We start from the raw sequence: 25,812 nt of genomic DNA, 5'->3' as shown, positions 1-25,812 counted from the left end.
AACCTACCCATGCCGACCGGCCTAGTCGCCCTGCTCGACGATATCAGCGTGATTGCGCGTGCGGCTGCCTCGTCGCTCGACGACGTTGGCGCGGCAGCTGCCAAGGCAGGAAGCAAGGCGGCGGGCGTAGTGATCGACGATGCGGCCGTGACGCCGTCCTACGTCACCGAGTTCACGCCCGACCGCGAATTGCCGGTGATCGCGCGCATCGCAAAGGGCAGCCTGTTCAACAAGCTGGTCATCCTGCTGCCGGTGGCGATTGCGCTGAGCGCGCTCCTGCCCGGAGCGATCACGCCTCTGCTGATGGCCGGCGGATTGTTCCTGTGTTTTGAAGGCGCGGAAAAGCTGCTTGAGAAGTTCGGTGCCGAGAAGATCGGCGAAACTCTGGAGGATCATCCTACCGACGCTGCGTCGTTCGAGAACGAGCGTGTTTCGGGCGCGATCCGCACCGACCTGATCCTCTCGGCCGAGATCATGGCAATCGCGCTGGCGCAGGTTTCGAACGAAGGCCTGCTCCAGCAGGCGCTGATCCTGGCTGTTGTCGGTATTGCGATCACTGTGGGCGTCTATGGCGCGGTCGGCCTGATCGTGAAGATGGACGACATCGGCCTTCACCTGTCGCAGCGGGGTTCGGCTCTGGCGAAGGCGACTGGTCGTTTTCTGCTGCGCGCAATGCCGGTGCTGCTGACGCTTCTGGCCACGGTCGGCACGGCGGCTATGCTCTGGGTCGGCGGCGGGATCATCCTGCACGGTCTGGAGGAACTCGGCCTTCACGCGCCGGCAGAGATCGCCCACTCGATCCAGCACGCCGTCGAAGTGGCGACGGGGCCTCTGGGCGGGGTGCTGGGCTGGTTGACGTACGCAATGTTGTCGGCTGTCGTCGGACTGGTGCTTGGGGCGATCGTGGCTGGCGTCGTGCACCTGTTCCATTCCGCGCGTGCCAAGCACTGAGGCTGGGCGCTGCGTCAGGCGGCGTGGCGTATCGGCGGCGATTTGGGCGGGTGACCTTCGCGATAGTGCTTGATTGCAAAATCGCTGACGAGTCCTTCGAAAACGTTCTCATGCAGCGCGTTTTCGAACTCGAGTCCGCTCACGCGATCGCGCGACCACACCACGAACGCCATTTTCGGCTGGAGGCCGGGAAGCATCAGGTGAATGGGTTCGTCGAGGCGAAGCTTCTCGAGACCTTCGATGCGCGCGCCATACTGGTTGAGGTCCTTAAGGATGACCGTCAACCGTTCCGCGCCCCGCTTGCACCGCACCGGAAGCTCGATGCCGACGCGCGGAGCGCGGCGGTGGGCGTTGAAATCATCACGTTCGGAATCGCGCCACATGCCAAGTCCTCCACTTGCGTTAACCACGCAGATTAGGACGGCAGCATCGCTCAGGTTTTCAGTCCGGTTGGCTCGCGCTTTTTGCAAACGCCTGCGCAAACTTCGCAACTGGTTGATTTTCAATGATTGCGCTGGATCAACTTAGCGAGCGATGGGACTGTTATCAGCACTCCAACGGTTCAATGATCCCGAGGAAACTTCCGATGACTGGCGCGACAATGGCAGAACTGGCACCGCTAAGGGAATTGGTGACCCGCGAAGGACTGGTGCTCGACGTGCGCCCCGCCTTTGCCGAGGATGACGATCTGCTTGAGGCATTTTTCGACAAGGTCAGCGCCGAGGACCGACGCTTCCGCTTCCTTGCCGCAAGCCAGCACGTCGGTCACGACCAGATCGTGCCGCTCACCCATGTGGATCACTGGCGGACGGAAAGCTTCCTTGCTTTCGATCGCGCGAGCGGGGCGCTGATAGCCACGGCCATGCTGGCCTGTGACGCCAGGATGGACACGGGCGAGATCGCCGTGTCGGTGCGGTGTGATTTCCGGGGGCGTGGCGCAGGGTGGACGATGCTCGACCTGTTGTCAGAGGAGGCGCGCAAGCGTGGCCTGAAGCGCGTGATCTCGATCGAGGATCGCGACAACCACGCCGCAATCGAACTCGAGCGTGAGAAGGGTTTTGAGGCCCACGGAATGGACGGGGACCCGCACCTTGTCATGCTGGAAAAGCGCTTCGACTGATCTGTCGCGCAAACTGAGCCCGCAGGTCGCACGCGTGGCGCAAGGGCCGGGGCGTTCATACGCTCCGGCCTGTTTGTCGCCAGTGCCCTCAGGCGGCGCGCAGTCTGCCAGTAGACATCCGTTGCTCGCTGGTGCGGAAGCTTGCGACCAACGCTGACAGGCTTTGCGCCTCGGCGGCAAGCGCACGCGATGCTGCCGTGCTTTCCTCGACCATCGCGGCGTTCTGTTGTGTCATCGTATCCATCTCGCGAACCGCAATATTGACTTGGGCGAGGCTGGCCGATTGCTCGCTGGCGGCGCGCGAGACTTCTTCGAGCAGGTTGTTCGCGGCCTGCACGTCCTGTGCGATCCGTGCGAGGAGCACGCCAGTTTCGCCAACGCGGCCTACACCTGAGCTGACCTGATCGCTGCTGGTGCGGATAAGATCCTTGATGTTTGCCGCCGATTCCGATGATCGCTGCGCCAGAGCGCGAACCTCGGTGGCAACGACCGCAAAGCCGCGCCCTGCTTCACCGGCGCGGGCGGCCTCGATCCCGGCATTGAGCGCAAGCAGGTTGGTCTGGAAGGCGATGCCTTCGATCATGTCGATGATGGCGGTGATCTGCTGCGAGGATTCTGCAATGCCACTCATCGCCTCGACCGCCTTTTCGACGACGGCCTTGCCACCTTCGGCCTCGCCGTGGGCGGCGGCGATGGCCTCGCGGGCGTTGCCCGTGCGGTCTGCCGTGCCGGAGACGAGTGCGGTGACCTGGCTCATCGCCGCGGTTGATTCCTCGAGGCTGGCGGCCTGACGGGCGTTGCGCTGGGCAAGGTTGTCCGACGCCATGCGGATTTCTTCGGCTCCGGTGCTGACCTGAATGCTGGCCTGCTTGACCTGGCTGATCGTCTGGTCGAGCTGGTCGAGCGTGGCATTGAAGGCGTGGCGCAGGTTGGCATATTCTTCAGGCAGGTCCTCGCGCATGCGGAATTGCAGGTCGCCCTTGGCCAACTGGCCGAGCGCATCTGCCATGATCCGCACGACGTTTTGCTGCTTGGCACCCGCCGCGCGCTGATCACGCGCAGCTGCCCGAAACACCTCGATCGCGCGCGTCATGTCGCCGATTTCGTCGCTGCGATGATCGTGGCGCTCGTCGCGGTCGAGATCGCCGTGCGCCATCGCGCTCATCGTGGCGGTGACATCGCTCATCGGATCAAGGGCAATCCGGAACAGCAGGCGCATGGCGACGATCATCAGGCCGATGGCGGCAAGCCCCGCGAGCGCGACGGCGATCATTGTCCAGGTCACGACTGCCTTGGCATCGTCGACGACGTCCTGCGAACGGGCAGCGCTCGTGAGGGTAAGCTTCTCGATTGCACCGCGATGCTTGTCGAACAGAGCGCGCACTTCGTGATAACTGGCATCGGCGCGAGCCTGATCGCCCTGTTCGATCGCAGGCAACAGGTTCTGGTCGACTTCGCGCCAGAAGCCTTCGGCCATCTGGCCGGCTTCATCCTTGCGCGACGTGCGCAGGTCATCGTCGAGTGCGCTCTTGTCCCAGTACGTGGCGCGTTCGCGATAGGTCTTCTCGAGACGGGCAAGAGCCACCTTGCGCTCGGGCAATGAGCCGGGCTCCCGCATCAGTTCGGACAGTTCGAGCATCGGTTCGATCACGTAGGCCGGCGGCGGCATGATATCTGCCACGAACTCGTTGATCAGGGCCTCCCGCTGGTGAACGGTGCCGCCGACGCGGATGTGATTCATGCCTAGACCGGCAAGCAGGATGGACGAAGCCACCGCACCGGTAAGAACCATGCTGCCCCGACGAGCCTTGTCCCTTATTGTCAGCACCGACGACACCTTCCTGCTTCGAAACGGAATTTTGCGATCCGGGCGGAAGTCTAGCCAATACAGATTTGAAAACGATTGCGGCGCAGGGGTGTCGAATGCCGATCCCGCTGTTTGCCGGAAATTTACCGCGTGCCCAGCCGCTCCAGCAGGTCTCTGGCAAAGAGCGAAAGCGTATCGTCTCGCGCGCCCATGATGACGATACGGTCGCCGGACCCGGCCAGTTCGACGATGCGGTCCGCGCAATCGGTGCGGGCGGGGATATGTTCGGCATGGCCGCCGTGCCGATCGATCAGTTCGACAATCCGCTCCGATCCGACCGAGCGGTCGACTGTGCCGCCGAAGTAGACCGGGTCGCAGAGCAGCGTGACGTCATCGGGGCCGAGGCCCGTTGCAAGGACTTCGGCGAGTTCCGCCCCCATCTGGCGCAAGGGGCCGTAGCCATGGGGCTGAAAGAAGGCGATGATCCGGCCGGGATGCGCGCGCAGCGTGGCGAGAGTCGCGGCAACCTTTTCGGGATTGTGGCCAAAATCGTCGATGACGGTGATGCCTGAGGCTGTCGTTCCCACGATGTCGAAGCGGCGGGCAAGTCCAGTGAAGCCCGAGACATGGCGCACCGCTTCACCGACGGATAGACCCGCGGCGCTTGCCGCTGCGATGGCGGCCAGCGCATTGGCAAGGTTGTGGCGACCAGGCACTTGCAGGGTCAGCGCATGGGTAGATCCATCGCGGCGGTCGGTCAGCGACGCCGAGATCGTCGTAGGGCCTTCGATGATCGTCGCCGGATCGGCGAAGATCGTGGCTTCATCCGACAGGCCGAAGGTGATTGCCTCTTGCGCCCGGTCGATCAGGGCGAGGCTTTCGCGATCGTCGGCATTGACCACCGCCACATTTGCACGAGCGAGGAAATCGCCAAACAGTTCGCGCAGTTCCTCAAGACTCTTGTGATCGAGGCTTACGTTGTTGAGCACGGCTACGGTCGGACGATAGAGCGCGATCGAGCCGTCGCTTTCGTCGACTTCGGAGACGAAAGTGTCGCCCGCGCCGACGCGGGCCGATGCAAAGGGGGCATCGGGCGCGATGAAGTTCTTCATCACCGCGCCGTTCATGATCGTGGGATCGCAGCCCGCATCAGTCAGGATCCAGCCGATCATGCCCGTGACCGTCGACTTTCCGCTGGTGCCGCCGACCGCGATGGAGCGGGGCGCGGCGTTGAACAAGGTGGAAAGCAGTTCGGCACGGGTCATGCGCGTGCAGCCAAGGTCCTGCGCGCGGACGACCTCCGGCACGGTGTCTTCAACCGCGGCCGAAGCGACGAGGATCTGCTCGGGGGAGGTTATCCCGGAACCGTCCTGTGGGCGCAGCGCAAAGCCCAGGCCTTCGAGCCAGGCGAACTTTTCGGGCGTACGCCCCGCATCGCGGCTGCGGTCGGACCCGCCGACGCTTGCACCGAGGCCCTTGAGGATCAGGGCGAGCGGCAACATGCCCGAGCCGCCGATGCCGCAGAAGAACCAGTCACGCGATGCGAGGGCTTGGGGCGAGAGATCGGCGGACATGGTCATGCCTCATCCGGTATTCGCCCGCAGGCCCGGTGACAACCACGGGATTGCGCCTTTCAACCGGGATATGAACCGGGCTAGGGTATGATCCGTGACCAGACGTATCGCCATCTGCGCTCCATCGACCCCGTTCACGCGCGAGGATGCCGCGCGCGTGTCCGCGCTTGCGCAGGCTGAATTTCCCCAGCTTGAACTCGTGTTTCACGAGCAGTGCTTTGCCAGCGAAGGGCATTTCGCCGGGGCCGATGCGCTGCGGCTCACAGCTTTCGTGGAATGCGCCAACGATCCCTCTTTCGATGCGCTATGGTTCGTGCGCGGTGGCTATGGCGCCAACCGGATTGCGGTGGACGTGCTGCCGCTGCTGGGCGCTGCGGCGCACCGGAAGCAGTATCTTGGCTATTCGGACAGCGGCACGTTGCTCGGGCTGCTCTACCGTGCCGGGATCGGCAGGCCGGTCCATGCGCCGATGCCAACTGACATTCGCCGAGCAGTTGGAGAAGCGGCCGTCCGGCGGACGCTCGACTATCTGGCGGGCTCGCGAGAGGGGCTTGAGCCGTCGCTTGACGGCGCGACACCAGCAGCGGCCTTCAATCTGATGACGCTGGCCATGCTGTGCGGCACGCCGCTGATGCCCGATCTGTCCGGGCACGTCGTCATGGTCGAGGAAGTGGCCGAATACCACTATGCGATCGATCGCCTGCTGTTCCACGTAACCGCCTCTCTGGGACCCGTCGGAATTGCCGGATTGCGGCTCGGGCGCGTGAGCGATGTTCCTGAAAACGATCGGCCTTTCGGGTGCGAGGTTGAGGCAATGGCGCGCCACTGGTGCGCCAAGGCGGGCATCGCGTACCTTGGATCGGCCGATATCGGCCATGACGTTGACAACAGGATCGTACCGTTCGGTCTTGCCTGACCGGCAGGTGCGGCATAGGGCGCGGCCCCACCAAGGGGCGCGAGAGTGGAGAGTGTGATGCGGGCATTCGTTTTTCCGGGGCAGGGCAGCCAGAAGATCGGCATGGGTGTGGAGCTTGCCGAAGCCAGCGCGGTTGCGCGCGAGGTCTTCGAGGAAGTCGACGATGCGCTGGGCCAGAAGCTGTTCCAGATCATGAAAGATGGCCCTGAAGACGCGCTGACCCTGACCGAGAATGCCCAGCCCGCGATCATGGCCAATGCCATTGCCGTGCTGCGCGTGCTCGAAAAGGAAGGTGGCATCGCGCTCGCCGACAAGGCGGACTTCGTCGCCGGGCATAGCCTCGGCGAATACACCGCGCTTTGTGCTGCAGGCGCATTCGGCCTGGGCGATACGGCACGGCTGCTCAAGCTGCGTGGGCAATCGATGCAGGCAGCGGTTCCCGTCGGACTTGGCGCGATGTGCGCACTGCTGGGTGCCGACATCGAGAAGGCCACGGCCCTTGCCGAAGCGGCTGCTGAAGGCGAGGTCTGCACCGTAGCCAACGACAATGACCCGACGCAGGTCGTGCTTTCGGGCCACAAGGCCGCGATCGAACGCGCGGTGGCGATGGTCAAGGATCACGGCATCAAGCGCGGCGTTCTACTGCCGGTTTCAGCACCCTTCCACTGCCCGCTGATGCAGCCCGCTGCCGATGCCATGGCCGAGGCTTTCGAGAAGACGCCGCCCGGATCGCTGCGGGTGGCGCTGTTCGCCAATGTCACGGCCTCGGTGGTGACGGATCCCGCCGAAGTGAAGCGCCTGCTGGTCGAACAGGTCACAGGCCGCGTACGCTGGCGCGAGAGCGCGATCGCGATGAAGGCTGCGGGCGTCGAACAGTTCGTCGAACTGGGCGGCAAGGTGCTCGGCCCGATGATTACCCGCTCGGCAGGCGACGTTGCCGTGACCAGCGTGATCGGCATGGCCGATATCGAAAACATCCTGAAGGAGCTTTGACGTCATGGAAAACCGTCTTTTTGATCTTAGCGGGATGACTGCGCTGGTAACCGGGGCCGCTGGTGGCATCGGCTCGGCGATCTGCCATGCGCTTGCACAGCAGGGTGCGCGGCTGGCGCTTTCCGGTACAAATCCGGCCAAGCTGCGCGCCTTCCGCGAGGAATTGAACGACACTTACGGGCACGATCACGTCGAGATCACCTGCGACCTTTCAAACACCGAGCAGGTCGAGCATCTGGTGCCTGCCGCGCTCGATACGCTGGGCAAGCTCGATATCCTCGTGAACAACGCAGGCATCACGCGCGACAATCTGACGATGCGGATGAAGGACGAGGAATGGGACGCGGTCATCCGCGTGAACCTCGAGGCCGCGTTCCGCCTGATGCGTGCGGCAACCAAGCCGATGATGAAGGCGCGCTTCGGGCGCATCGTGACGATCACCAGCGTGGTCGGCGCGACCGGCAATCCGGGGCAGGTGAACTATGCCGCGGCCAAGGCAGGCCTCGTCGGCATGTCGAAGTCGCTCGGGCAGGAACTGGCCAGCCGCAACGTGACGGTCAACTGCGTCGCCCCCGGTTTTATCCGCACGGCGATGACCGAGGTGCTGCCCGATGGCCAGAAGGATGCGCTCAACGCGCGCATTCCGATGGGCCGGATGGGCGAGGGATCGGATATCGGAGCAGCCGTCGCTTATCTTGCTTCGAAGGAAGCGGGCTACGTCACGGGGCAGACGCTGCACGTGAATGGCGGCATGGCGATGATTTCCTGACCGGATTCGCTACCTGACAGGGCTTTTATCCCCAGCTTAGGGCAATAGGGCGGGACTGGCGCTTGCCGCGTCTCGCCCTCGCGTTAAGACAGATGGTCCGAACCGTACGCCGGGGATCATGATTCCTCGGCCTTTGAGTCAACGCACGGGGAAGGGCCTGGGCCCGTTCCCTGGGGGGATCGAGACGAAATGAAGGCGACGATTGAACGCGCGACGCTGCTGCGCTGCCTGTCCCACGTCCAGTCGGTGGTCGAACGCCGCAACACCATTCCGATCCTGTCGAACGTGCTGATCGAAGCATCGCCCGACAGCCGCGTGCGCCTGATGGCGACCGACCTTGATCTTCAGATCATCGAATCGATGGCAGCTGTATCGGTCGAATCCGCGGGCGCGATCACGGTCTCGGCGCACCTGCTGTTCGACATTGCGCGCAAGCTGCCCGATGGCAGCCAGGTAAGCATCGAGACAGCGGACAACCGCATGATCGTCAAGGCCGGGCGCAGCCGCTTCCAGCTGCCGACGCTGCCGCGTGACGATTTCCCGGTGATCGTCGAAGGCGATCTGCCGACAAGCTTCGAGATCCCCGCGCGCACGCTGGCCGAGCTGATCGACCGCACGCGCTTTGCGATTTCCACCGAGGAAACGCGCTACTACCTCAATGGCATCTTCCTGCATGTCTCCGACGAGCAGACGCCGGTGCTGAAGGCTGCGGCGACCGACGGCCATCGTCTCGCGCGCTTCACCATCGCGCGCCCGGAAGGCGCCGAAGGCATGCCCGACGTGATCGTGCCGCGCAAATGCGTGGGCGAGCTGCGCAAGCTGCTGGAAGAAGTGCTGGATACAGCGGTGCTGATCGATCTTTCCGCCAGCAAGGTGCGCTTCACGCTTGGCGGCGAGAATGGCGTTGTGCTGACCAGCAAGCTGATCGACGGCACGTTCCCCGATTACAGCCGCGTGATCCCGACCGGCAACGACAAGCTGCTGCGCCTGGATCCGCGCTCGTTCTTCGAGGGCGTGGACCGCGTGGCGACGATCGCCACCGAAAAGACGCGTGCGGTCAAGATGGCGCTCGACAACGATCGCGTCACGCTTTCGGTAACCAGCCCGGACAACGGCACGGCAGCCGAAGAAATCGCGGCGGACTATTCGTCGCAGGGCTTCGAGATCGGCTTCAACGCCAACTATCTCAAGGACATCCTGAGCCAGATCGATGGTGATACCGTCGAACTGCACTTTGCCGATGCTGGTGCGCCGACGCTGATCCGCAAGGATGACAAGTCACCGGCACTTTACGTGCTTATGCCGATGCGCGTCTGATCGAGGCAAATATTCATAAGGTTCGAGGCCTGGAAGTTTACGAGATTTGACAGCGAGTTCCGTGATCAGGCGCCTGCTCTATCATTAGTTAACCGGTGATAACCGTGCGTGCAGTAGCACCACTCCGGTTCAAGTTTCCTGGTTGTTGAGCCTCGATATGCGATTTCTCCTTCACACAGAGGAGCATCGCTGATGGACGCCAACGCCGCTAACCGGGACAATGCGAAGAAGCTGGCCTTCTTCAATATCGGTGATTCCGATTTCGCGCGGTTCTCCGACATCGCCGCAGCACTGCACAAGCATGCTCCGGCGGCGCTCGACAGGCTTTACGACCAGATCGCCAGCACGCCCGATACTGCGAAGTTCTTCGGCTCGCGCGCGGGCATGAACCACGCGCGCGACAAGCAGATCGAGCATTGGGCGGGAATGTTCCGCGGCCGTGCCGACACGGCCTACTTCGAGAGCGCCGAAAGGATCGGCAATGTCCATGCGCGCATCGGATTGGAGCCCGGCTGGTACATCGGAGCTTACGCGATGGTGCTCGAACACATCCTGAACCAGATGTTTTCCGGCGTGGGCGGGATGATCGGCGCGAAGCGCAAGGCGCGATCGGCAGGCTCGATGATCAAGATGGCGCTGCTCGACATGGAAGTCGCGATCTCGGCCTATTTCAAGGCGGAGGAGGCGGCGCGCGTCGCGGTTATCGACGAGGTCAGCGCCGCTTTGCGCGGCATGGCCGAAGGTGATTTCGCAACGAGTGTCCCGGAATTGCCCGCTGCCTTTGCCGAGTTGCAATTGCATCTCGACGGGATGCGCCGGCAGGTTTCGAGCGCTCTGGGTGACGTGTCCCGGACATCCATGGCCGTTGGCGTCGGGGCTCGAGAGATTCGGCAGGCTTCGGACGATCTGGCCCGGCGCACCGAGCAGCAAGCGGCAAGCCTCGAGGAAGCGTCTGCGGCGATGACCACACTGGCATCGACCGTACGCAGTTCGGCCGATGATGCCGCGCACATGCACGATTCGGTTCAGCAGGCCCATGGCGAAGCGCTCAAGGGCGGATCGGTGGTTGGCGAAGCGGTCGATGCGATGAAGGACATTCACGGGTCGGCGCAGGAGATCGGCAAGATCATCTCCGTGATCGACGGAATCGCGTTCCAGACAAATCTGCTCGCGCTCAACGCCGGGGTCGAAGCGGCGCGCGCAGGCGATGCGGGACGGGGATTTGCGGTCGTCGCGACCGAAGTGCGCGCGCTGGCCCAGCGCACGGCGGACGCCGCGCGCGACATCAAGACCCTTATCAGTGCGAGTTCGACCCAAGTCGAGCGCGGCGTAAGTCTGGTCGGTCAGACCGGCAACACCTTCTCGATCATCGTCGAGCAAGTCGGCCATGTCGCGGAACTCGCCAGCAACATTGCGCGCATGGCCAGCGAGCAGGCAGTAAGCATCGGGCAAGTACGCGAGACGGTGCGCGAGATGGATACGATGACCCAGCAGAACGCCGCGATGGTCGAGGAAGCGACTGCTGCTGCGCGCAGCCTTGCCAGCGAATCCCAGCGCCTGTCGACGCTGGTCGCCAATTTCAGGCTCGAAGGGGCAAGCTCTCCGGGGCAGTTACGTCACGCCGCATAAAATACGCTATTCGGCAGCTTCCATCAGGTCTGCACGTTGCGGGCCCCGGATGAGGCCGCCCGGTGTCGCACCGGTCCATTCGCCGTTGCGGAATGTGATCTTGCCGCCCTTGATCGTGAGGTCATAGCCTTCGGCCTTTTGCAGAAGGCGTTTGCCGCCTGCGGGCAGGTCGAACGCCAGCCACGGCTTGAGCAGACGCACGCGGTCGAAGTCGATCACGTTGATGTCGGCCAGATAGCCGGGCGCGATCATGCCGCGATCGTCGAGGCCATAGAGCCGCGCCGTGTCGTGACATTGGCGCTTCACCGCATGTTCCAGGCTGATCCGGCCACCGCGACGGCGTTCGCGCACCCAGTGTTCGAGCATGAACGTGGGGCTCGCCGCATCGCAGATCGTGCCGCAGTGGGCACCACCGTCCGATAGCGAATTGACGGTATCGTCGGCATCCTGCAGCGCCTCGAGGAAATCGAGATTGCCCTGGGCATAGTTGAGGATCGGCAGGTAGATGAAGCCGGTGCCCTCGTTCTCCATCAGCTTGTCGTAGGCATATTCGTCGGGCGAGACGCCCGCGCCCTGTGCACGGAGCATGATGCTCGCCGGCGGCTGCGGTTCGTAATCGAAATCGTCGTCCATCACGAACTGGTTGTGCCAGCCCTGGCCAATCATCATCAACAGGCCGATGATGTCGCTTTCGGGATAGATATTGGCTTCGGACAGAACCTGCGCGCGGAATGCCGGGTCCTTGAGCCGGGCCAGTTGCTCGACCCATGGCAGGTCGGCAATCGCGGCGTAGCTCGGGCGGAAGCGGAACGGGTGCACGGTGCCTTGCCATGCCATGACCACGCCGTTTCCGCGCAGTGCGATCTGCGCGACAATGTTGGCGCCTTGCGCATTCTGGCGGCGCATCTCGGCGATCTGTTCGTCGAGCGGCATTTCCTTGGCGATGGACTGGAGGGCGGCATAAGTCACCGGCAGCCCTGTTTCTCGGCTCATCGCGCCCATCCAGCCGAATTCGTCCCACTCACGCTTCATGTCCGACGCCATTTCAAACACGCCGTGCCCGACGCGGCCCATGGCGCGGCCGATCTCGATCAGTTCCTCGGCCGTGGCAGACGTGCCGGGGACGACTTCACCGTCGACCGACTTGTGGATCACGGTGCGGCTGGTCGAAAAGCCGAGCGCGCCTGCGCGCACGCCTTCCTCGACGATTTCGGCCATCTTGCGGATGTCGTCGGTCGTCGGGATCGCACCGGGCTTCTCGCGATCGCCCAGCACATAGGCGCGCACTGCGCCATGCGGCACGTGCGTGCCGATATCCACCGAACGCGGCATCGCTTCTAGCGCGTCGAGATATTCGGGAAATGTCTCCCAGTTCCAGGTCATGCCTTCGGCAAGTGCGGTTCCGGGAATGTCCTCGACCCCTTCCATCAGGCCGATAAGCCAATCGTGCCGGTCGGGCGCTGCGGGTGCGAAGCCGACTCCACAGTTGCCCATGACCACGGTTGTGACCCCGTGCCATGACGACGGGGCCATTTCGGCATCCCATGTCGCCTGGCCGTCGTAGTGGGTATGGATATCGACCCAGCCAGGCGCCACGATCCTGCCGGTCGCGTCGATTTCCTCGGCGGCATCGCCGCGAACGGTGCCGACTGCGGCGATCAGGCCGTTCTTGATCGCGACGTCGCCGATAAAGCGCGGCGCGCCACTACCATCGACGATCGTGCCGTTGCGGATGATCATGTCATAGGCAGGCATCGGACAGGCTCCTTCCCATCGCGCGGAGCGACTCGTCGGCCCTCCGTCACGTTAACCGTCCGATTAAGTCAGTTCTCGCGCATCGGGTCAATCCCGACTGCCATCAGGACTAGTCGCGCGCGCGGATCATTTCGGCGATATCGACGAACTTCTCGCGTGGCGCACCCTCCCGCGCACGCGCGGCTTCGGCTTCCTCGATCTTCTTCCAGTCGCGGAAAGTCACGACTTCTAGGCCACGTTCCTCGGCCAACGCATCAAAGCCGGGGCGACCCTTCTTGCCCGCGCCATTGCCGATATCGGCGGCAATCGTCTCGATGATCGCAAAGCCGTCGGGGCGGTTGGTGCCGATCGTGCCTGAGGGTCCGCGACGCGCCCAGCCGACGCAATAGAGGCCCGGCAGAATGCGGCCCTCGTCGTTGGCGAAACGGCCCGCGCGCTCATCGAAGGGTACGCCGGGGATCGGTGTGGTCTGGTAACCGATGCACGAAACGACAAGGCTGGCGGGAATCTCGTAAAATTCGCCTGTGCCGATGGCCCGTCCCGCCTCGATCTTGGTGCGTTCGACCTCGATGGCTTCGACCCGACCTTCGCCAAGAAAGGCTCGGGGCGCGGCGAAGAAATCGAATTCGACCTCGAGCGGAAGATCGGCGCGGTGGCTTTCCGGAATCGCCGCGAACGAGCGCAAGTGCGTGACCGACTTGCGGATGCCCGGTTCGAGCAGCGCATCCTCGGCCTCTTCGGGCAGGTCCCTGGAATCGACCCAAGGAGCTGTGCGTGCAAGATGGCCGAGTTCGCCCAGTTCCTTGGGTGTCATCATGATCTGGTGCGGACCGCGCCGGCCAAGCACGATGATTCGCCGGATTTTCGAAGCCATCAGCCGTTCGAGCGCGTGGCCGACGATGTCGCTTCCGGCAAATTCCTCGCGCGTCTTCGACAGTATGCGGGTGACGTCGAGCGCGACGTTGCCCATGCCGATCACGACAGCGGTCTGGCCCGAGAGATCGGGATCGAGCGCGGCGAATTCGGGGTGGCCGTTATACCAGCCGACGAATGCGGCGCTGCCGTGGACGTTGGCAAGGTGATCGCCCGGAAGGCCAAGCTGACGATCGCGCGGGGCACCGGTGGCCAGGACGACCCCGTCATAGAGCGATTGCAGTTCGGCGATCGAGATGTCCTGCCCGACCTTCACGTTGCCGACGAACCGCACGTTTTCGGACAGGGCGGTCTGCTCGTAACGGCGCGATACGCCCTTGATCGACTGGTGATCGGGCGCGACGCCGGTGCGGATCAGACCGTAGGGAACCGGCAGCATATCGAAGATATCGACCCGGACATCGTCACCCCAGAGTTTCTGGGCGGCCTCGGCAGTGTAGTAACCGGCGGGGCCCGAACCGATAATCGCGATATGCCGCATAGCCTCTCCCTGCATACCCCCGAGTCCCGGACCCGGTTGTTGCAGGGATGCTATCGCAAGGGCGGCAAAAGGAAAGCGGTGATAGGCCGCCCTAGGCTGGCTTCTCGTCGAGGAAATCGCGCAAGATCGCGATGAAGCGATCCTGATGCGAAAGCATGAACAGGTGTCCGCCTCCCTGGAACATCTCGATCCTGCTTTGCGGGATCGCGTTGTGGAGGAAATGCGCGTTCGACGGCGGGACCAGTTGGTCGTCGTCATCGGCCATGACCATCACCGGCATCGACAGAAGCGGCAGGAATGGCAGGCTGGTCCACGTGGCGAAGGCAGCCATCTGATAGGAAAAGCCGAGCGGCGAGGGCGCGGTGGCCGCATTCAGGGAAACCCGTCCAACGCCACCGCCATTGTAGATCGAGGCGAGATTGCGACGCAGGGTGCGCTCAACCGTATATTCGCGCGGATCGCTCAGATGCGCGAGCATCGACGTATTGCCGGGCACCATCGTTGCTCCGGCAGCGGTAGCCGCAAGAACCAGTCGGCCAGTGCGCGCCCGGTGCTGAAAGGCAAATTGCTGCGCCAGCGCTCCACCCCAACTTATACCGAGGATATCGGCGGTCTCGATTTCCAGACGGTCCAGCAGCGCGGCGATGGTCAACGCCATGCAGGGGATCGTGTAGGGGACGATGGGATCGGGCGACTGGCCGATGCCGGGCATGTCGAAGCTGATAACCTCGCGTTCGGGCATTGCCCTTGCAAGCGGGGCGAGCATTTCGACATTCATGCCGATGCCGTTGAGCATGACAAGGGGTCGGTGTCCCTGCGCTCCCGCGTGCCAGCGTGCAACGCGCAGTCTGCGGCCCGCAACGCCGATCATCGATTGTGAAGCATTGTTCATCAGATGGCTTTACCTTTTCACCGCAGGCCTACCACCTTCGCACGCGCAGCAAAAGCGCCTGATTGGCGGGATGCTTAACGCTTTTTCAAATGCATGGGCTCCATGTAGCTCCTCATGTCCGCCCAACAACTTCCAGAACCAGCTCGGATCGCCACTACTGGCGGCGATTTTGCGCGCACGCGGCGACGCGACAGGGGTACGCAAGTTTCCGTAAACGGCGACGGGCGGGAGGCTGGTGAAAGCTTCCTGCTGGGAGATGACACCGGCAACCGCATGATTGCGCCCGAATGGCCCCGACTCGCGGTCCCGATGTTGCTGGCGCCAATCGGGCTCGGTCTGCTGAACATGGCCGTGCCGGGCGTGCTTGCACTGCTCCTGATGGTTCTGGCGGCCGGCGCGACCCATTTCTCGCAGATTGCCATCCGCAAGGAGCGTGATCGCTCGCTGGAAACCGGCAAGCGCATGGCTCTCATGGGAATCGCCGTCGCGTTGCCGATGTTCCTGTTTGGCTCGGGCCTCGGGTTCTTGGGAAGTTCCGGGCAATTCCAGTGGTTCCATTGCCTTGTCGTGGTGGCAACGATGGCACTTCTGGCAACGGTCATTCAATCGGGGCGCCTGGTTGCGGTGCTTGCCGCGCAAGTAGCGATCTGGGCCGGGGTCACCTGTGTCTCCAGCACCGTTGGGGGCTATCTCGCCCTCCTGCTCGGTGTGGCGATCGCTTCGGCCGCTTATCTGCGCCAGCGCAAGATCGATCTGCTGACGCGCGAGGCGACGGAAACCAGCCAGCGGGCGCAGACGCGCGCGCAGGAAATCTTGTCCGACTACGAGGAGACCGGCCAGGGCTGGTTCTGGGAAACAGACCGGCGCGGGCAGTTGACGTATCTTTCGGCGCGCGTAGCGGAAACGATCGGTCGCAAAGTCGAGGATATGCTCGGTCGGCCATTTTCCGAGCTTTTCAACCTTTCCGAACAATCGGGCGAGGGCGAACGCACGCTGGCCTTCCACCTTTCCGCGCGTTCGAGTTTCAGCGAGCTTGCGGTGCGTGCCGCCGCCAGCGACGAAGAGCGCTGGTGGTCGATCACCGGACGCCCGACATACGACACGTTCAACAATTTCACGGGCTTTCGCGGCTCGGGCACCGATTTGACCGAAAAGCGCCGATCGCAGGAACATGCCTCGCGGCTTGCGCATTTCGATTCGCTGACCGGGCTGTCCAACCGCTTCCGGATGTCGCAGACACTCGAAAAGATCCTGCTGGCTCCGCAAGTGCATCACCGCGCCTGCTCGGTGTTCCTGCTCGATCTCGACCGCTTCAAGCAGGTCAACGATACGCTGGGCCACCCCGCCGGTGACGCGCTGCTGAAGCAGGTTGCGCAGCGGCTTGAACGCGTGGTTGGCAAGATGGGCCGCGTCGGACGCCTCGGGGGCGACGAGTTTCAGGTGATCCTGCCCGGCAAGATCGAGCGTGAGCAACTTGGCCACCTTGCCGCGCGCGTGATCGAGAGTCTTTCGCAGCCCTATTCGATCGAGGGCAGCCGCGTGATGATCGGCGCGTCGGTCGGTATCGCGATTGCGCCCGATGACGGCATGACCAGCGAGGCGCTGATCCGCAACGCCGACCTTGCGCTCTACGCCGCCAAGGATGGCGGCCGTGGACGCTATCACTTCTACGCAGCCGACCTTCACAGCGATGCCGAAGAGCGTCGACAGATGGAAGAAGACCTGCGCGATGCGATTTCGAGCGGCGGTCTGGAACTCTATTACCAGCCGGTCGTGCAGACCGCGACCGAGAAGATCACCGGTTTCGAGGCGCTTCTGCGCTGGAATCACCCGCAGCAAGGCTGGATCAGCCCGGCTCGTTTCATTCCCGTGGCCGAAGACACTGGCCTGATCGCGCAGATCGGCGAATGGGCGCTGCGCACTGCGTGCCTGGATCTTGCAAAATGGCCAGAAAACGTGCGCGTGGCGGTCAACGTCTCGCCGCTGCAGTTCGCCAATCCCACTCTGCCTGCGGTGGTGACGAGTGCTCTGGCCAGCGCGCAGGTTGCGGCAGAGCGGCTTGAGCTTGAAATTACCGAAAGCGTGTTCCTCAACAATGACGAGGGCACCGACCAGATGTTCAAGTCGTTGAAGGCAATCGGCGTGCGCCTCGCGCTCGACGATTTCGGCACCGGCTATTCTTCGCTCGGCTACCTGCGGTCGGCGCCGTTCGACAAGATCAAGATTGATCAGTCGTTCGTGCGCGGCGCGACCCAGCCAGGCAGTCGAAACGGGGCGATCATCGCCTCGATCGTCAGCCTTGCCGAGGCGCTCGGCATGGAAACGACCGCCGAAGGCGTGGAGACGCTGGACGAGCTCGACCTTGTGCGCATGCTCGGGTGCAGCCATGTGCAGGGCTACATCTATGAGCGCCCGCTCTCGGCAATGAATGCCGCCGCGCGGCTATCCACCGGATTGATCGCGATCGCCCAGGGGCCGCGCTCTTCACGCGCGGCACGCCAGTCGATGCTGCGCAAGGTCGTTCTCGACCATGGCGGACACAACTACAACGCGATGATCCGCAACATCAGCCAGACCGGTGCCCTGATCGAAGGCCTGTGGAACGTTCCGGCTGGCACGATCTTCCGCGTGCAGCTGGCGGACAACCACGTCGTCACCGCAACCTGCCGCTGGTCTAACGACGACCGCATGGGCGTGGAGTTCTCTCTCCCGCTGCGCACCGATGAAAGCGGCCGCATTTCAGCCGTCGCAGGGCGCATGGCGGCCCCGGAAAACGACATCATCGTGCAACGCAAGGTCGGCTGACCCGACCTTTTAGCGCTCACCCCAGCGCGGCGAGTTTTTCCTCGGCAAGACGATCGAGTTCGGCTCGGCTCTTCTTTTCAGCAGCGGTCTTGAGCTGGCCGCAGGCAGCGTCGATATCGCGTCCGCGCGGGGTGCGGACCGGCGCGCTGATACCCGCTTCGAACACAATCTCCGCAAAACGCTTGATGCGCTCGGGGCTCGAGCATTCGTAGACCGCGCCGTCCCACGGGTTGAACGGGATCAGGTTGACCTTGGCGGGCAGCTTGTACTGCTTGATCAGGCGGACCAGTTCGCGAGCATCCGCGTCGCTGTCGTTCTTGTCCTTCAGCATGACGTATTCAAACGTGATGCGCCGTGCGTTGGACGCGCCGGGATAGTCGGCGCAAGCCTGCAGCAGTTCGTCGATGCCGTACTTGCGGTTGATCGGCACGATCTCGTCGCGCACGTCCTTGGTGACCGCGTGGAGCGAGACGGCCAGGTTTACGCCGATTTCTTCGCCCGCCCGCGCCATCATTGGCACGACGCCGCTGGTCGAAAGCGTGATGCGGCGCTTCGAGAGCGCAAGGCCATCGCCGTCCATGACGAGGCGCAGTGCATCGCGCACGTTGTCGAAATTGTAGAGCGGCTCGCCCATGCCCATCATCACGATGTTGGTGAGCAGCCGGCCATCGGGAGTGTAAGCGCTTGCTGCTTCCTCGTCCTCGTCATCGAAATCGAGGCCCGCCATCGTGCCGCTACGAGCTTCGTTGGCCTTGGGCCATTCGCCCAGCGCATCGCGCGCAAGCATGACCTGCCCGACGATCTCACCCGGCGTCAGATTGCGCACCAGCCGCATGGTGCCAGTGTGGCAGAAGCGGCAGTTGAGCGTGCAGCCGACCTGGCTGGAAACGCACAGAGTTCCGCGATCGGCATCGGGAATGAACACCATCTCGAAATCATGGGCATCGGCAGTCCGCAGCAGCCACTTGCGCGTTCCGTCGGTCGAGACCTGCGCCTCGACGATCTCGGGCCGACCGATGACGAAGCGGTCCGCGAGCCATGGGCGCATCGTCTTGGCAATGTCGGTCATCGCTTCGAAATCGGTGACGCCGCGATGATAGAGCCAGTGGTACACCTGCTTTGCGCGCAGCTTCGCCGCCTTGGCATCGAGCCCGGCCGAAGCGAAGATCTCGGCAATCTGCTTCCGGGGCAGACCGATGAGATCGATCCGCCCGTCGTCGCGCGGTGTGACCTCGCGCGGAACGGGGACGGGATCGATGTGGCCCGGAATGGCCATGTGCGCGGCGGGTTCGCGAGAGTGTTCGGTCGGGGACTGCATGGCGCGCATATAGGGGCTCAGACGCGGCCGCGCAAACGGGCACGCGCGAATGCCGCAATGCGGCACGAGTTCCCGAAACTCGTCGGCGACGCGCATCGGTTCGTCGCGTTAAATGTGGCTGATTTGCCACAGTTTCTTGTTGTCTGAGGTTCAGGAAACTGGATCGACGCTCGGCCATTTGGTGGGGGACTGTCGCACCGCAACGCACAATTCGATTGCGGAGTTCGCGGCAGGGAATGGTTGAATGGAGTTTGACATGAAAAAGATCGTCGCAATTCTCGCCGCCGGGACTGCCCTGGCCGCAGCACCTGCCTTTGCGCAGGATGCAACCCCTGCCGAAGCGTTCAGCGGCTTCCACGCCGAGGCGCTGGTCGGTTATGACCACATCCGCTCGGGCAGCAGCGAAGACATCGACACCGATCGTGACATCAAGCAGTCGATCGACGGCGTCGAATACGGCGGCGCAGTCGGCTATGACATCCCGCTGGGCACCAACCTCGTCGTGGGCGCCGAAGCTGAAATCACCGACAGCAGCGCCAGCCGCGATTACAACAACGACGAACCGACGGTGTTCAACCTCGGCCGCGTCGATGCCGGTCGCCAGTACTACTTCGGCGGTCGCCTCGGCTACGCCATGTCGCCTTCGACGATGGTCTACGTGAAGGGCGGCTACAGCAACGCGCGCTTCAACCTTCAGGGCACCGACGGCACGACCAACCTGCGCCAGCGTCTTGACACCGACGGCTACCGCGTTGGTGCCGGCGTCGAGCAGAAGGTCGGTTCGAATGCCTTCGTGAAGCTCGAGTACAAATACGCGAACTACACGGACGCGGAATTCGATTTCAACGGCCAGACGCCGGATTCGAGCCGCTTCAACATCGACACCGACCGTCACTCGGTTACGGCAGGCGTGGGCATCCGCTTCTAATTCGTCCTAGCGAATGCGATCAGGGAAGGGCGGGCCGCGAGGCTCGCCCTTTTCTTGTGCGCTATCGGCGGGCGCAGCCCAGCGCGGCAGCGTCCATGGCTGAACCGGCGCCGTCGAGCGCGTAGCGATCCCGCACGGTGCGGCCATCAGCGCCACGGGCAATCACGATCATCGAACGCGCACTGCGCATCTGGGCAAGAATGCCTGCGTTGGTCGTCTGGTCCGCAGGCCACGCGTCGGCTTGGCCCGTCTGCAGCGCGAAGTTTGCCTCGGGAAACGAAACGATGACTTTCGAGCCAGGGGAAAGCCTGCTTGGCAGGCGCACGTGCACCGCGCTACGGATGGCGCGACCGGGCCAGAAGCCGACCGTGAAATAGGGCTGGAAGTCCTGCGAGCGGCCCAGCGCCTTTTCCGGCATAGCTATCGCATAGCAGCGCGGAATGGCAGGATCGCGAAAAGCGCCCCAAGTCGAGAATACGCCGAGGCTGTCGCGCGCCATGGCGGTTCCGGCAAGTGACAGCGCCATCGCCATGGCGGCAACCGCGCGCTTCATGGCTCGTCCCTGCGTGCGCCGTCGAGAATGCGCGCGGCGCGCTCGGCCTCGATGCGGTCACGCATCTTCTCGGCCTTTGTGCGGCCGAACCTGGCCCGGTTGGCATCGGCGTCGGCCGCTTGCGTGGCACGTGCCATTGCCTTGCGCGCCATGCGCAGATTGATGATCTCGGCCATCAAGCGTGCTCGATCCCGCGGGTCGCGCCGAACAGCGTGCGCTCGGTTCCGCCTTCGACCAAGGCGATCGAGCCCTGTACCAGCGAGGGCGCGATTGGTGCGCCGTGCACCGGATGGATCGGATAGTCTGCCATGATCCCGCGCAACACGCGGCTTGAAATGCCGTGCATGACGACAATGTGGTCACCGCCCGGATCGCCCAGGTCATCGAGCCAGTGGTTCAGGCGCGCGGCTATCATCCGATAGTCCTCGCCATCCGGGGCGGGTCGCAGTAGGTGGTCCTCGACCACGATCGAGCCGACTTCATCCTCGACATCGCTGTAGGACCGCCCGCACCACGAGCCCATGTCGATCTCCTTGAGGTCCATCGTGCGACGACCGGCGAACCAGTCGATCCACAGTTCCTCGGCGATCAATGCAGCGGTCTGCAGTGCGCGGCCCGTATCGGAAATGTGCAGCGTGACCTGCGGCCGCTCGCCCAGTTCGCGGCGCAGAGCGCAGCCCATGGCGACGGCCTGCTCGAAGCCCTGCCTGGTGAGCGGCGTATGCATCGAATTGGATTGCAGGCGCGCGGCGGCGTTGAACACCGTCTCGCCGTGGCGCATGATGTAGAAGCGACCGCTTTTCATGGCGCTAGCCTTTACCCTGCGGCATCGGGATAGGAAACGGCCATGATTTCCCATTCCTTTTCGCCCGATGGCAAGCGCACCACGCGTAAGTCGCCCACCCGCGCACCGCGCAGGGCTCGAGCGATAGGGGCGCTCCAGCCGATCAGGCCCTTGGCGGCATCCTGCTCGTCATCGCCGACAAGCGTCAGCGTGCGGCGGTTGTCGTCCTCGTCGGCGATCTCCACCGTCGCGCCGAACAGCACGCGGCTGCGGTCTTCCTGGCTGGCCGGATCGATCACGCGCGAGGCCTTCATGCGGCGGGCGAGAAATGCCAGTTCACGGTCGATCTCGCGCATGCGCTTGCGGCCGTAAAGGTAATCGCCATTCTCGCTGCGATCGCCGTTGCCGGCGGCCCAGCTGACGATCTCGACGATGGCGGGGCGCTCGGTGCCGAGCAGGTGATCGTATCGGGCGCGCAAGGCGGCAAGGCCTGCAGGCGTGATCGGATGGCCATCGGGTTTCATTGCCCGACGCTCTAAAGCGCGGGCCGGCCAAGCGCAATTGTCAGTGGGCAGGCATTCAGCGGATAGGCGAGGAGATCGCCATCCACCCATCGCCAATGCGGGTCTGCGACACTTCGCTAATGGCAAAGCCCTTCGCCCGTTCGTGGGTGAGGATCATCGGTGCATCATAGAGGCGGCGCGTGTCATGTTCGGCCCAGAACACGGTCGGGCAGCGGGCCGAAACGCGGCGCGAGGTTGCTGGTTCAAGCGTGAAATCGTGGCGCTGCGCCATGAAGCGATAGGCTGCGGCAACCGCAGGCGCGTTGTCCGCAGGCGGGGTACGCACAACCTCGTCGTTCCAGCGCGGATCGACATGGACCGCGGTGTCGGGACATTGCGCAACGATCCCGCCAATGGCCACGGCGGTGCCTTCCCAGCTGCGGGCAGTCGCGGTTTCCACGCGCGCGACGTTCATGGCGTAAAGGCTCACGGCTGCCGCGAGGAGAAGCTGAAGCGCCGCAATGTTTGCGGAAAGCTGGCGCAGCACCTTTTCCATGCCGATCGCCGTCGCCATGCCGAGAACCGGGATCAGGCAGGTGAGATACTTCTCGATCACGAACGGCCGCCAGCAATGGATCGCCAGCAGCGAAGCCACCGCAAGCAGGCCACCGATGCCGAGCAGGACTGCCGCTTCGAGGTCGCGATTGCGCTCGCGCCTACGCAGCCACCGTACCAGCAGCATGACGAGGCCGATCGTGCCGAGAATGGCAATGACCGGGTTGGCCTCGATCACGCGCTGCGCGGTGATTCGGATGGTCAGCCATCCTGCGGTGAACCCGGGCGTGATCCAGAACGTGCGGGTGTTGGCCTCCCATAGCGGAAGCTGGAGCGCGGTGACGCCGAGGAACAAAACGCCAGAAGCGATCGCTGGATAGAAAACGGCGCGAAAGGCGGCGAAATTGCGCTGGAGCAGGAATGCGGCAAGGAACGGTGCTATCACCAAGCCGCTGACCAGCGTGGTGACGATGTGGATGTTGAACGCCAGCACGATTGCCGCGGCCAGAATGATGCGGGCAAAGCGGCTTCCGGTGCGTCCGTTGCGGTAGAGCGCGGTCAGGCCGGTCACCAGCAGCCCCGTGGCGCAGAGCGACAGGAAGTAGGAGCGCAGTTCCGCGCCATAGAGCAGCGTCGCGCGCTGCGAGGCGATGAACATGAACATGATCGCCGCGAACGCTGCCGTGCGCCGGTCGCCGCGCAGGGCAAAGCCGGCACTGACGAACGCGATCATGCCGATCGCGGCGTTGACAAGACGCAAGTCTTCGATTTCACCCGGCACCGCGCGCGCGGCGCGGACGAGCATGTAGAACAGCGGTGGGTGATTGTCGGCAAGCCAGTGGTGCGCAAACGCCTCGCGCACGGTGAACTGTGGTCCGGTCACGTACCAGGTGTAGAACTCGTCATACCACGGGCCGCGCGTGCCGATGCAGAACAGCAACGCCCACAGCAGCGCAACCGCGACAACACCGAGGCAAAGGTGCAAGGCGCGTTGGCGCAATGTCTGGCCGGAGGCATCTGGAGTGCCGACCGCATCGGATACGAACGTGTGCTGCATCGCGCATGGGGATAGCGGCGATGTGTTATGGAGCGGTGAATACTGGCCAATTGGCAGCGATCAGCGCTTACCCCGGATCGCGCTTTCCGATGAACCGGCTCATCGGGTTCGGACCTCGATAGCTGGCATATTGAGGGTTCATCGCTTCATAGACCACTGCGTTTTCCAGAACGCGCTGGACATAGTTGCGGGTCTCGGAAAGCGGGATGCGCTCCATCCAGTCGATCCAGTCCACGCCGCCGTTTCGCGGATCGCCGTTGGCGCGCAGCCACTTGTTCACGTTGCCGGCGCCCGCATTGTAGGCGGCCACGGCAAGCGGCCAGGAGCCGCCGTAGTAGTCGAGCATGCGCTGGAAATAGCCCGAGCCGAGGCGGATGTTGTAGCTCGCATCCTCGGTGAGCGCCGAGGCGTTATACGACAGGCCGAGCTTGCCTGCCTGCTCGTTGGCCGTTCCCGGCATCAGCTGCATCAGTCCGCGCGCACCGGCATGGCTGACCGCATTCTGCGCAAATTGGCTTTCCTGCCGGCTGATCGCGTGAATCATCGTCCACTTCGCCTCGTGCCCCGGCGGCACGGGGATCAGCGGGAAGGCGATGTGCTGAAAATCGAGAAAGCCGCGCGCGGCGGCGGCCTGACCCACGATGACGCCAAGATCGCGGCGCCCCAGATCGCGCGCCAATTGCGCAACCATCATGTGTTGCGCTTCGCTCTGTTGCTGTTCGGCGATTTCCTTGAAGAAGCGGACCGTGGTGCGCCAGTCGCCATTGCGGGCAACCTCGCGCACCGCCAGCGTCAGCGGCTGGGCATAGAAGCGGCTGCGTTCATCGGGCGGGATCTGCGCCGAGGAATCGTTGGCGAACGCCGGTACCGGACGGCCAAGGCGCTCGAGCGCGAGCAGGCCATAGAACTGGTCGGCATATTGCGCGGCCATCTCGAAATAGCGGCGCGCTGCGTCCTGCTGTCCGGCCCGGGCGGCGGCGCGTCCTGCCCAGTAGAAGCCCTTGGAGCGCGTGCCCGGTGTACGGGCGGCAGCGCCATAGCGCCAGAACAGCGGGGCAGCTCCGGCATAATCGCCGGTATTGAACCAGGCTTGCGTTCCGCCCAGCCACATCAGCGAGGTGTAATCATCGCGCAGGCCGAAGCTCGCCTGGCTGACGTCCTCTCCCGGGTTGAACGCGTCGTCGATCCCGGCAGCAATGCGCATGGCGCTGCGGCCATCGCCTGCAGAAGCGGCGGCGCGGGCATTTATCAGCAGTTCCTCGACCCATTTTTCACGGTCGAGCGGCTGGCGGGCAAGGAGCGGGCGCGAGGCGAGAAAGGCGCGCGCAGCCGGGCCCTGGCCCGACTTGCGCAACTGGCGCACGCGCTGAAAGACGAAGCCCGGATCACTGTTGAGCTGCGGCGAGGACATGCCGCCCAACGCCGTATAGGGATCGCCACCCTGCATCGCGGCAAGACGCGCGGCGTCGATGGGCTTGCGTGCGGGGCTGACCCAGACGAGCTGGCGCGCCGCCTGATCGGTCGCGCCCGACCACAGCAGCGCGTCCATCCGCGCATCGTGATCGTCAAGAGAGAAGGTGGGGCCAAAGGCACTGAGCAGCGCGCTTTCGGCAGCGTCGGTCATCGGCCCGCCGCGCCATGCGGCACGCGCGGATTCGCGCGCTTCAGGACGGCCCATCGCCATCAGGGCAAGGGCATATTGCGCACGGCCGGGATTGGTCAGAGGAGGCTTGCGATCGAAATAGGCGACGAGGCGCGAGGCATCTGCCGGCTCGCGCTCAAGCGCGCCTTCGGCAAAACGGCGCAGCTTTTCCTCGTCCGGGAAGCCGGGGTAGGACAGGACGAAGGTCGAATAGTCCGCAAAGCCGAAGCGATTGGATGAGCCGAGCAGCTTCCAGCGCTCAACCGCGTTCATCATCGGCCCACCTTGGCTGGCGACGAGATTCGCACGCGCGCGGTCCCAATCGGCACCGTCGGTTCCATCGGCACTGTTGGCATGCACCGCGCTGGAGGCAGCAAGCGTCTGGAGCAGAACTCCGGCGACGCCCCAACGCAAGATCAAGGCTTTCACGTCCATGCGGGACATACTATGGACCGGCTCCTTATCAGGCGCTGAACAGACCCCCCGTGGGTTTGACACCGCATGTTTTGCAGATAGCGACCATGCGGCAA

22 protein-coding genes are annotated in these 25,812 nt (G+C 63.8%); 9 read left to right on the top strand and 13 right to left on the bottom strand.

Annotation, left to right across the window (positions count from 1 at the left end; genetic code table 11):
* Positions 1–9: 9 nt before the first annotated feature.
* Positions 10–951 (top strand): DUF808 domain-containing protein, encoded by a 942-nt coding sequence (locus AC2A04_RS10420; RefSeq protein ID WP_484212278.1) that lies wholly within the window; start codon positions 10–12, stop codon positions 949–951.
* Positions 952–965: 14 nt separating this feature from the next.
* Here AC2A04_RS10420 and AC2A04_RS10415 read toward each other — a convergent pair whose 3' ends face one another.
* Positions 966–1,457: a PilZ domain-containing protein gene (locus AC2A04_RS10415; protein ID WP_484212277.1), complete on the bottom strand. Its 492-nt coding sequence runs from the start codon at positions 1,455–1,457 to the stop codon at positions 966–968.
* Positions 1,458–1,537: 80 nt separating this feature from the next.
* On the opposite strand from AC2A04_RS10415, the gene AC2A04_RS10410 reads away from it, so the two are divergent.
* Positions 1,538–2,071, top strand: coding sequence for an N-acetyltransferase family protein (locus tag AC2A04_RS10410; protein ID WP_484212276.1), 534 nt, complete (start codon positions 1,538–1,540; stop codon positions 2,069–2,071).
* Between the two features lie 88 nt (positions 2,072–2,159).
* Here AC2A04_RS10410 and AC2A04_RS10405 read toward each other — a convergent pair whose 3' ends face one another.
* On the bottom strand, positions 2,160–3,863 hold the full coding sequence (locus AC2A04_RS10405) for a methyl-accepting chemotaxis protein (protein WP_484212275.1): 1,704 nt from the start codon (positions 3,861–3,863) through the stop codon (positions 2,160–2,162).
* A gap of 158 nt (positions 3,864–4,021) precedes the next feature.
* Positions 4,022–5,458, bottom strand: coding sequence for a glutamate ligase domain-containing protein (locus tag AC2A04_RS10400; RefSeq protein ID WP_484212274.1), 1,437 nt, complete (start codon positions 5,456–5,458; stop codon positions 4,022–4,024).
* An 88-nt stretch (positions 5,459–5,546) separates the two neighbouring features.
* Between AC2A04_RS10400 and AC2A04_RS10395 the strand changes: the two genes are divergently transcribed.
* The 5 genes from AC2A04_RS10395 to AC2A04_RS10375 all read left to right on the top strand — a co-directional run bounded on the left by AC2A04_RS10395 (position 5,547) and on the right by AC2A04_RS10375 (position 11,076).
* Positions 5,547–6,368: an LD-carboxypeptidase gene (locus tag AC2A04_RS10395; RefSeq protein ID WP_484212273.1), complete on the top strand. Its 822-nt coding sequence runs from the start codon at positions 5,547–5,549 to the stop codon at positions 6,366–6,368.
* A gap of 57 nt (positions 6,369–6,425) precedes the next feature.
* A complete protein-coding gene (gene fabD, locus AC2A04_RS10390; RefSeq protein WP_484212272.1) occupies positions 6,426–7,361 on the top strand; it encodes an ACP S-malonyltransferase in 936 nt (311 codons plus the stop codon).
* A gap of 4 nt (positions 7,362–7,365) precedes the next feature.
* On the top strand, positions 7,366–8,130 hold the full coding sequence (fabG, locus tag AC2A04_RS10385) for a 3-oxoacyl-[acyl-carrier-protein] reductase (protein WP_484212271.1): 765 nt from the start codon (positions 7,366–7,368) through the stop codon (positions 8,128–8,130).
* Between the two features lie 189 nt (positions 8,131–8,319).
* Positions 8,320–9,447, top strand: coding sequence for a DNA polymerase III subunit beta (gene dnaN / locus AC2A04_RS10380; protein WP_484212270.1), 1,128 nt, complete (start codon positions 8,320–8,322; stop codon positions 9,445–9,447).
* Between the two features lie 192 nt (positions 9,448–9,639).
* Positions 9,640–11,076, top strand: a complete 1,437-nt coding sequence (locus AC2A04_RS10375) for a methyl-accepting chemotaxis protein (RefSeq protein WP_484212269.1) — start codon at positions 9,640–9,642, stop codon at positions 11,074–11,076.
* 6 nt (positions 11,077–11,082) lie between these two features.
* On the opposite strand, the gene AC2A04_RS10370 is transcribed toward AC2A04_RS10375, so the two are convergent.
* The 3 genes from AC2A04_RS10370 to AC2A04_RS10360 all read right to left on the bottom strand — a co-directional run bounded on the left by AC2A04_RS10370 (position 11,083) and on the right by AC2A04_RS10360 (position 15,137).
* Positions 11,083–12,831, bottom strand: coding sequence for an N-acyl-D-amino-acid deacylase family protein (locus tag AC2A04_RS10370; protein ID WP_484212268.1), 1,749 nt, complete (start codon positions 12,829–12,831; stop codon positions 11,083–11,085).
* 109 nt (positions 12,832–12,940) lie between these two features.
* Complete coding sequence (locus AC2A04_RS10365) at positions 12,941–14,245, bottom strand: FAD-dependent oxidoreductase (RefSeq protein WP_484212267.1); 1,305 nt, start codon at positions 14,243–14,245, stop codon at positions 12,941–12,943.
* A 91-nt stretch (positions 14,246–14,336) separates the two neighbouring features.
* Positions 14,337–15,137: an alpha/beta fold hydrolase gene (locus AC2A04_RS10360; protein WP_484212266.1), complete on the bottom strand. Its 801-nt coding sequence runs from the start codon at positions 15,135–15,137 to the stop codon at positions 14,337–14,339.
* A gap of 114 nt (positions 15,138–15,251) precedes the next feature.
* On the opposite strand from AC2A04_RS10360, the gene AC2A04_RS10355 reads away from it, so the two are divergent.
* Positions 15,252–17,942: an EAL domain-containing protein gene (locus AC2A04_RS10355; protein ID WP_484212265.1), complete on the top strand. Its 2,691-nt coding sequence runs from the start codon at positions 15,252–15,254 to the stop codon at positions 17,940–17,942.
* Positions 17,943–17,958: 16 nt separating this feature from the next.
* Here the strand turns inward: AC2A04_RS10355 and rlmN are convergent, their stop codons facing one another.
* Positions 17,959–19,269 (bottom strand): 23S rRNA (adenine(2503)-C(2))-methyltransferase RlmN, encoded by a 1,311-nt coding sequence (rlmN, locus tag AC2A04_RS10350; protein WP_484212672.1) that lies wholly within the window; start codon positions 19,267–19,269, stop codon positions 17,959–17,961.
* Between the two features lie 247 nt (positions 19,270–19,516).
* Here rlmN and AC2A04_RS10345 point away from each other — a divergent pair, with 247 nt between their 5' ends.
* Positions 19,517–20,188, top strand: a complete 672-nt coding sequence (locus AC2A04_RS10345) for an outer membrane protein (RefSeq protein WP_484212264.1) — start codon at positions 19,517–19,519, stop codon at positions 20,186–20,188.
* A 61-nt stretch (positions 20,189–20,249) separates the two neighbouring features.
* Here AC2A04_RS10345 and AC2A04_RS10340 read toward each other — a convergent pair whose 3' ends face one another.
* The 6 genes from AC2A04_RS10340 to AC2A04_RS10315 form a co-directional block, all read right to left on the bottom strand.
* The gene (locus tag AC2A04_RS10340; RefSeq protein WP_484212263.1) at positions 20,250–20,741 is read right to left on the bottom strand and encodes a hypothetical protein; all 492 of its coding nucleotides are present in this window, start codon (positions 20,739–20,741) and stop codon (positions 20,250–20,252) included.
* On the bottom strand, positions 20,738–20,917 hold the full coding sequence (locus AC2A04_RS10335) for a DUF4169 family protein (RefSeq protein ID WP_484212262.1): 180 nt from the start codon (positions 20,915–20,917) through the stop codon (positions 20,738–20,740). The genes AC2A04_RS10340 and AC2A04_RS10335 overlap by 4 nt, the downstream gene beginning before the upstream one ends.
* Positions 20,917–21,546, bottom strand: a complete 630-nt coding sequence (locus AC2A04_RS10330; RefSeq protein ID WP_484212261.1) for a phosphoglycerate mutase family protein — start codon at positions 21,544–21,546, stop codon at positions 20,917–20,919. Before AC2A04_RS10330 ends, AC2A04_RS10335 begins: the two co-directional genes overlap by 1 nt.
* Before the next feature lie 11 nt (positions 21,547–21,557).
* Complete coding sequence (gene greB, locus AC2A04_RS10325) at positions 21,558–22,049, bottom strand: transcription elongation factor GreB (protein ID WP_484212260.1); 492 nt, start codon at positions 22,047–22,049, stop codon at positions 21,558–21,560.
* A 55-nt stretch (positions 22,050–22,104) separates the two neighbouring features.
* Positions 22,105–23,640, bottom strand: a complete 1,536-nt coding sequence (locus AC2A04_RS10320; protein ID WP_484212259.1) for a hypothetical protein — start codon at positions 23,638–23,640, stop codon at positions 22,105–22,107.
* A gap of 67 nt (positions 23,641–23,707) precedes the next feature.
* The gene (locus tag AC2A04_RS10315; RefSeq protein ID WP_484212258.1) at positions 23,708–25,726 is read right to left on the bottom strand and encodes a lytic transglycosylase domain-containing protein; all 2,019 of its coding nucleotides are present in this window, start codon (positions 25,724–25,726) and stop codon (positions 23,708–23,710) included.
* Between the last annotated feature and the right edge of the window lie 86 nt (positions 25,727–25,812).

It is taken from the genome of Novosphingobium sp. HNCC26DJ243, assembly GCF_057180545.1.
The sequence above is the reverse complement of the archived record's forward strand: the minus strand, read 5'-3'. Positions and strand labels throughout refer to the sequence as shown.

Bases quoted from the DNA above. Each gene is read 5' to 3' on its own strand.
- AC2A04_RS10315 (WP_484212258.1), bottom strand. From the start codon at position 25,726: ATGTCCCGCATGGACGTGAAAGCCTTGATCTTGCGTTGGGGCGTCGCC.
- rlmN (WP_484212672.1), bottom strand. From the start codon at position 19,269: ATGCGCGCCATGCAGTCCCCGACCGAACACTCTCGCGAACCCGCCGCG.
- dnaN (WP_484212270.1), top strand. From the start codon at position 8,320: ATGAAGGCGACGATTGAACGCGCGACGCTGCTGCGCTGCCTGTCCCAC.
- AC2A04_RS10345 (WP_484212264.1), top strand. From the start codon at position 19,517: ATGAAAAAGATCGTCGCAATTCTCGCCGCCGGGACTGCCCTGGCCGCA.
- AC2A04_RS10365 (WP_484212267.1), bottom strand. From the start codon at position 14,245: ATGCGGCATATCGCGATTATCGGTTCGGGCCCCGCCGGTTACTACACT.
- AC2A04_RS10335 (WP_484212262.1), bottom strand. From the start codon at position 20,917: ATGGCCGAGATCATCAATCTGCGCATGGCGCGCAAGGCAATGGCACGT.
- fabG (WP_484212271.1), top strand. From the start codon at position 7,366: ATGGAAAACCGTCTTTTTGATCTTAGCGGGATGACTGCGCTGGTAACC.
- AC2A04_RS10370 (WP_484212268.1), bottom strand. From the start codon at position 12,831: ATGCCTGCCTATGACATGATCATCCGCAACGGCACGATCGTCGATGGT.
- AC2A04_RS10420 (WP_484212278.1), top strand. From the start codon at position 10: ATGCCGACCGGCCTAGTCGCCCTGCTCGACGATATCAGCGTGATTGCG.
- AC2A04_RS10330 (WP_484212261.1), bottom strand. From the start codon at position 21,546: ATGAAAAGCGGTCGCTTCTACATCATGCGCCACGGCGAGACGGTGTTC.
- AC2A04_RS10320 (WP_484212259.1), bottom strand. From the start codon at position 23,640: ATGCAGCACACGTTCGTATCCGATGCGGTCGGCACTCCAGATGCCTCC.
- greB (WP_484212260.1), bottom strand. From the start codon at position 22,049: ATGAAACCCGATGGCCATCCGATCACGCCTGCAGGCCTTGCCGCCTTG.
- AC2A04_RS10355 (WP_484212265.1), top strand. From the start codon at position 15,252: ATGTCCGCCCAACAACTTCCAGAACCAGCTCGGATCGCCACTACTGGC.
- AC2A04_RS10405 (WP_484212275.1), bottom strand. From the start codon at position 3,863: ATGGTTCTTACCGGTGCGGTGGCTTCGTCCATCCTGCTTGCCGGTCTA.
- AC2A04_RS10375 (WP_484212269.1), top strand. From the start codon at position 9,640: ATGGACGCCAACGCCGCTAACCGGGACAATGCGAAGAAGCTGGCCTTC.
- AC2A04_RS10340 (WP_484212263.1), bottom strand. From the start codon at position 20,741: ATGAAGCGCGCGGTTGCCGCCATGGCGATGGCGCTGTCACTTGCCGGA.
- AC2A04_RS10400 (WP_484212274.1), bottom strand. From the start codon at position 5,458: ATGACCATGTCCGCCGATCTCTCGCCCCAAGCCCTCGCATCGCGTGAC.
- AC2A04_RS10410 (WP_484212276.1), top strand. From the start codon at position 1,538: ATGACTGGCGCGACAATGGCAGAACTGGCACCGCTAAGGGAATTGGTG.
- fabD (WP_484212272.1), top strand. From the start codon at position 6,426: ATGCGGGCATTCGTTTTTCCGGGGCAGGGCAGCCAGAAGATCGGCATG.
- AC2A04_RS10360 (WP_484212266.1), bottom strand. From the start codon at position 15,137: ATGAACAATGCTTCACAATCGATGATCGGCGTTGCGGGCCGCAGACTG.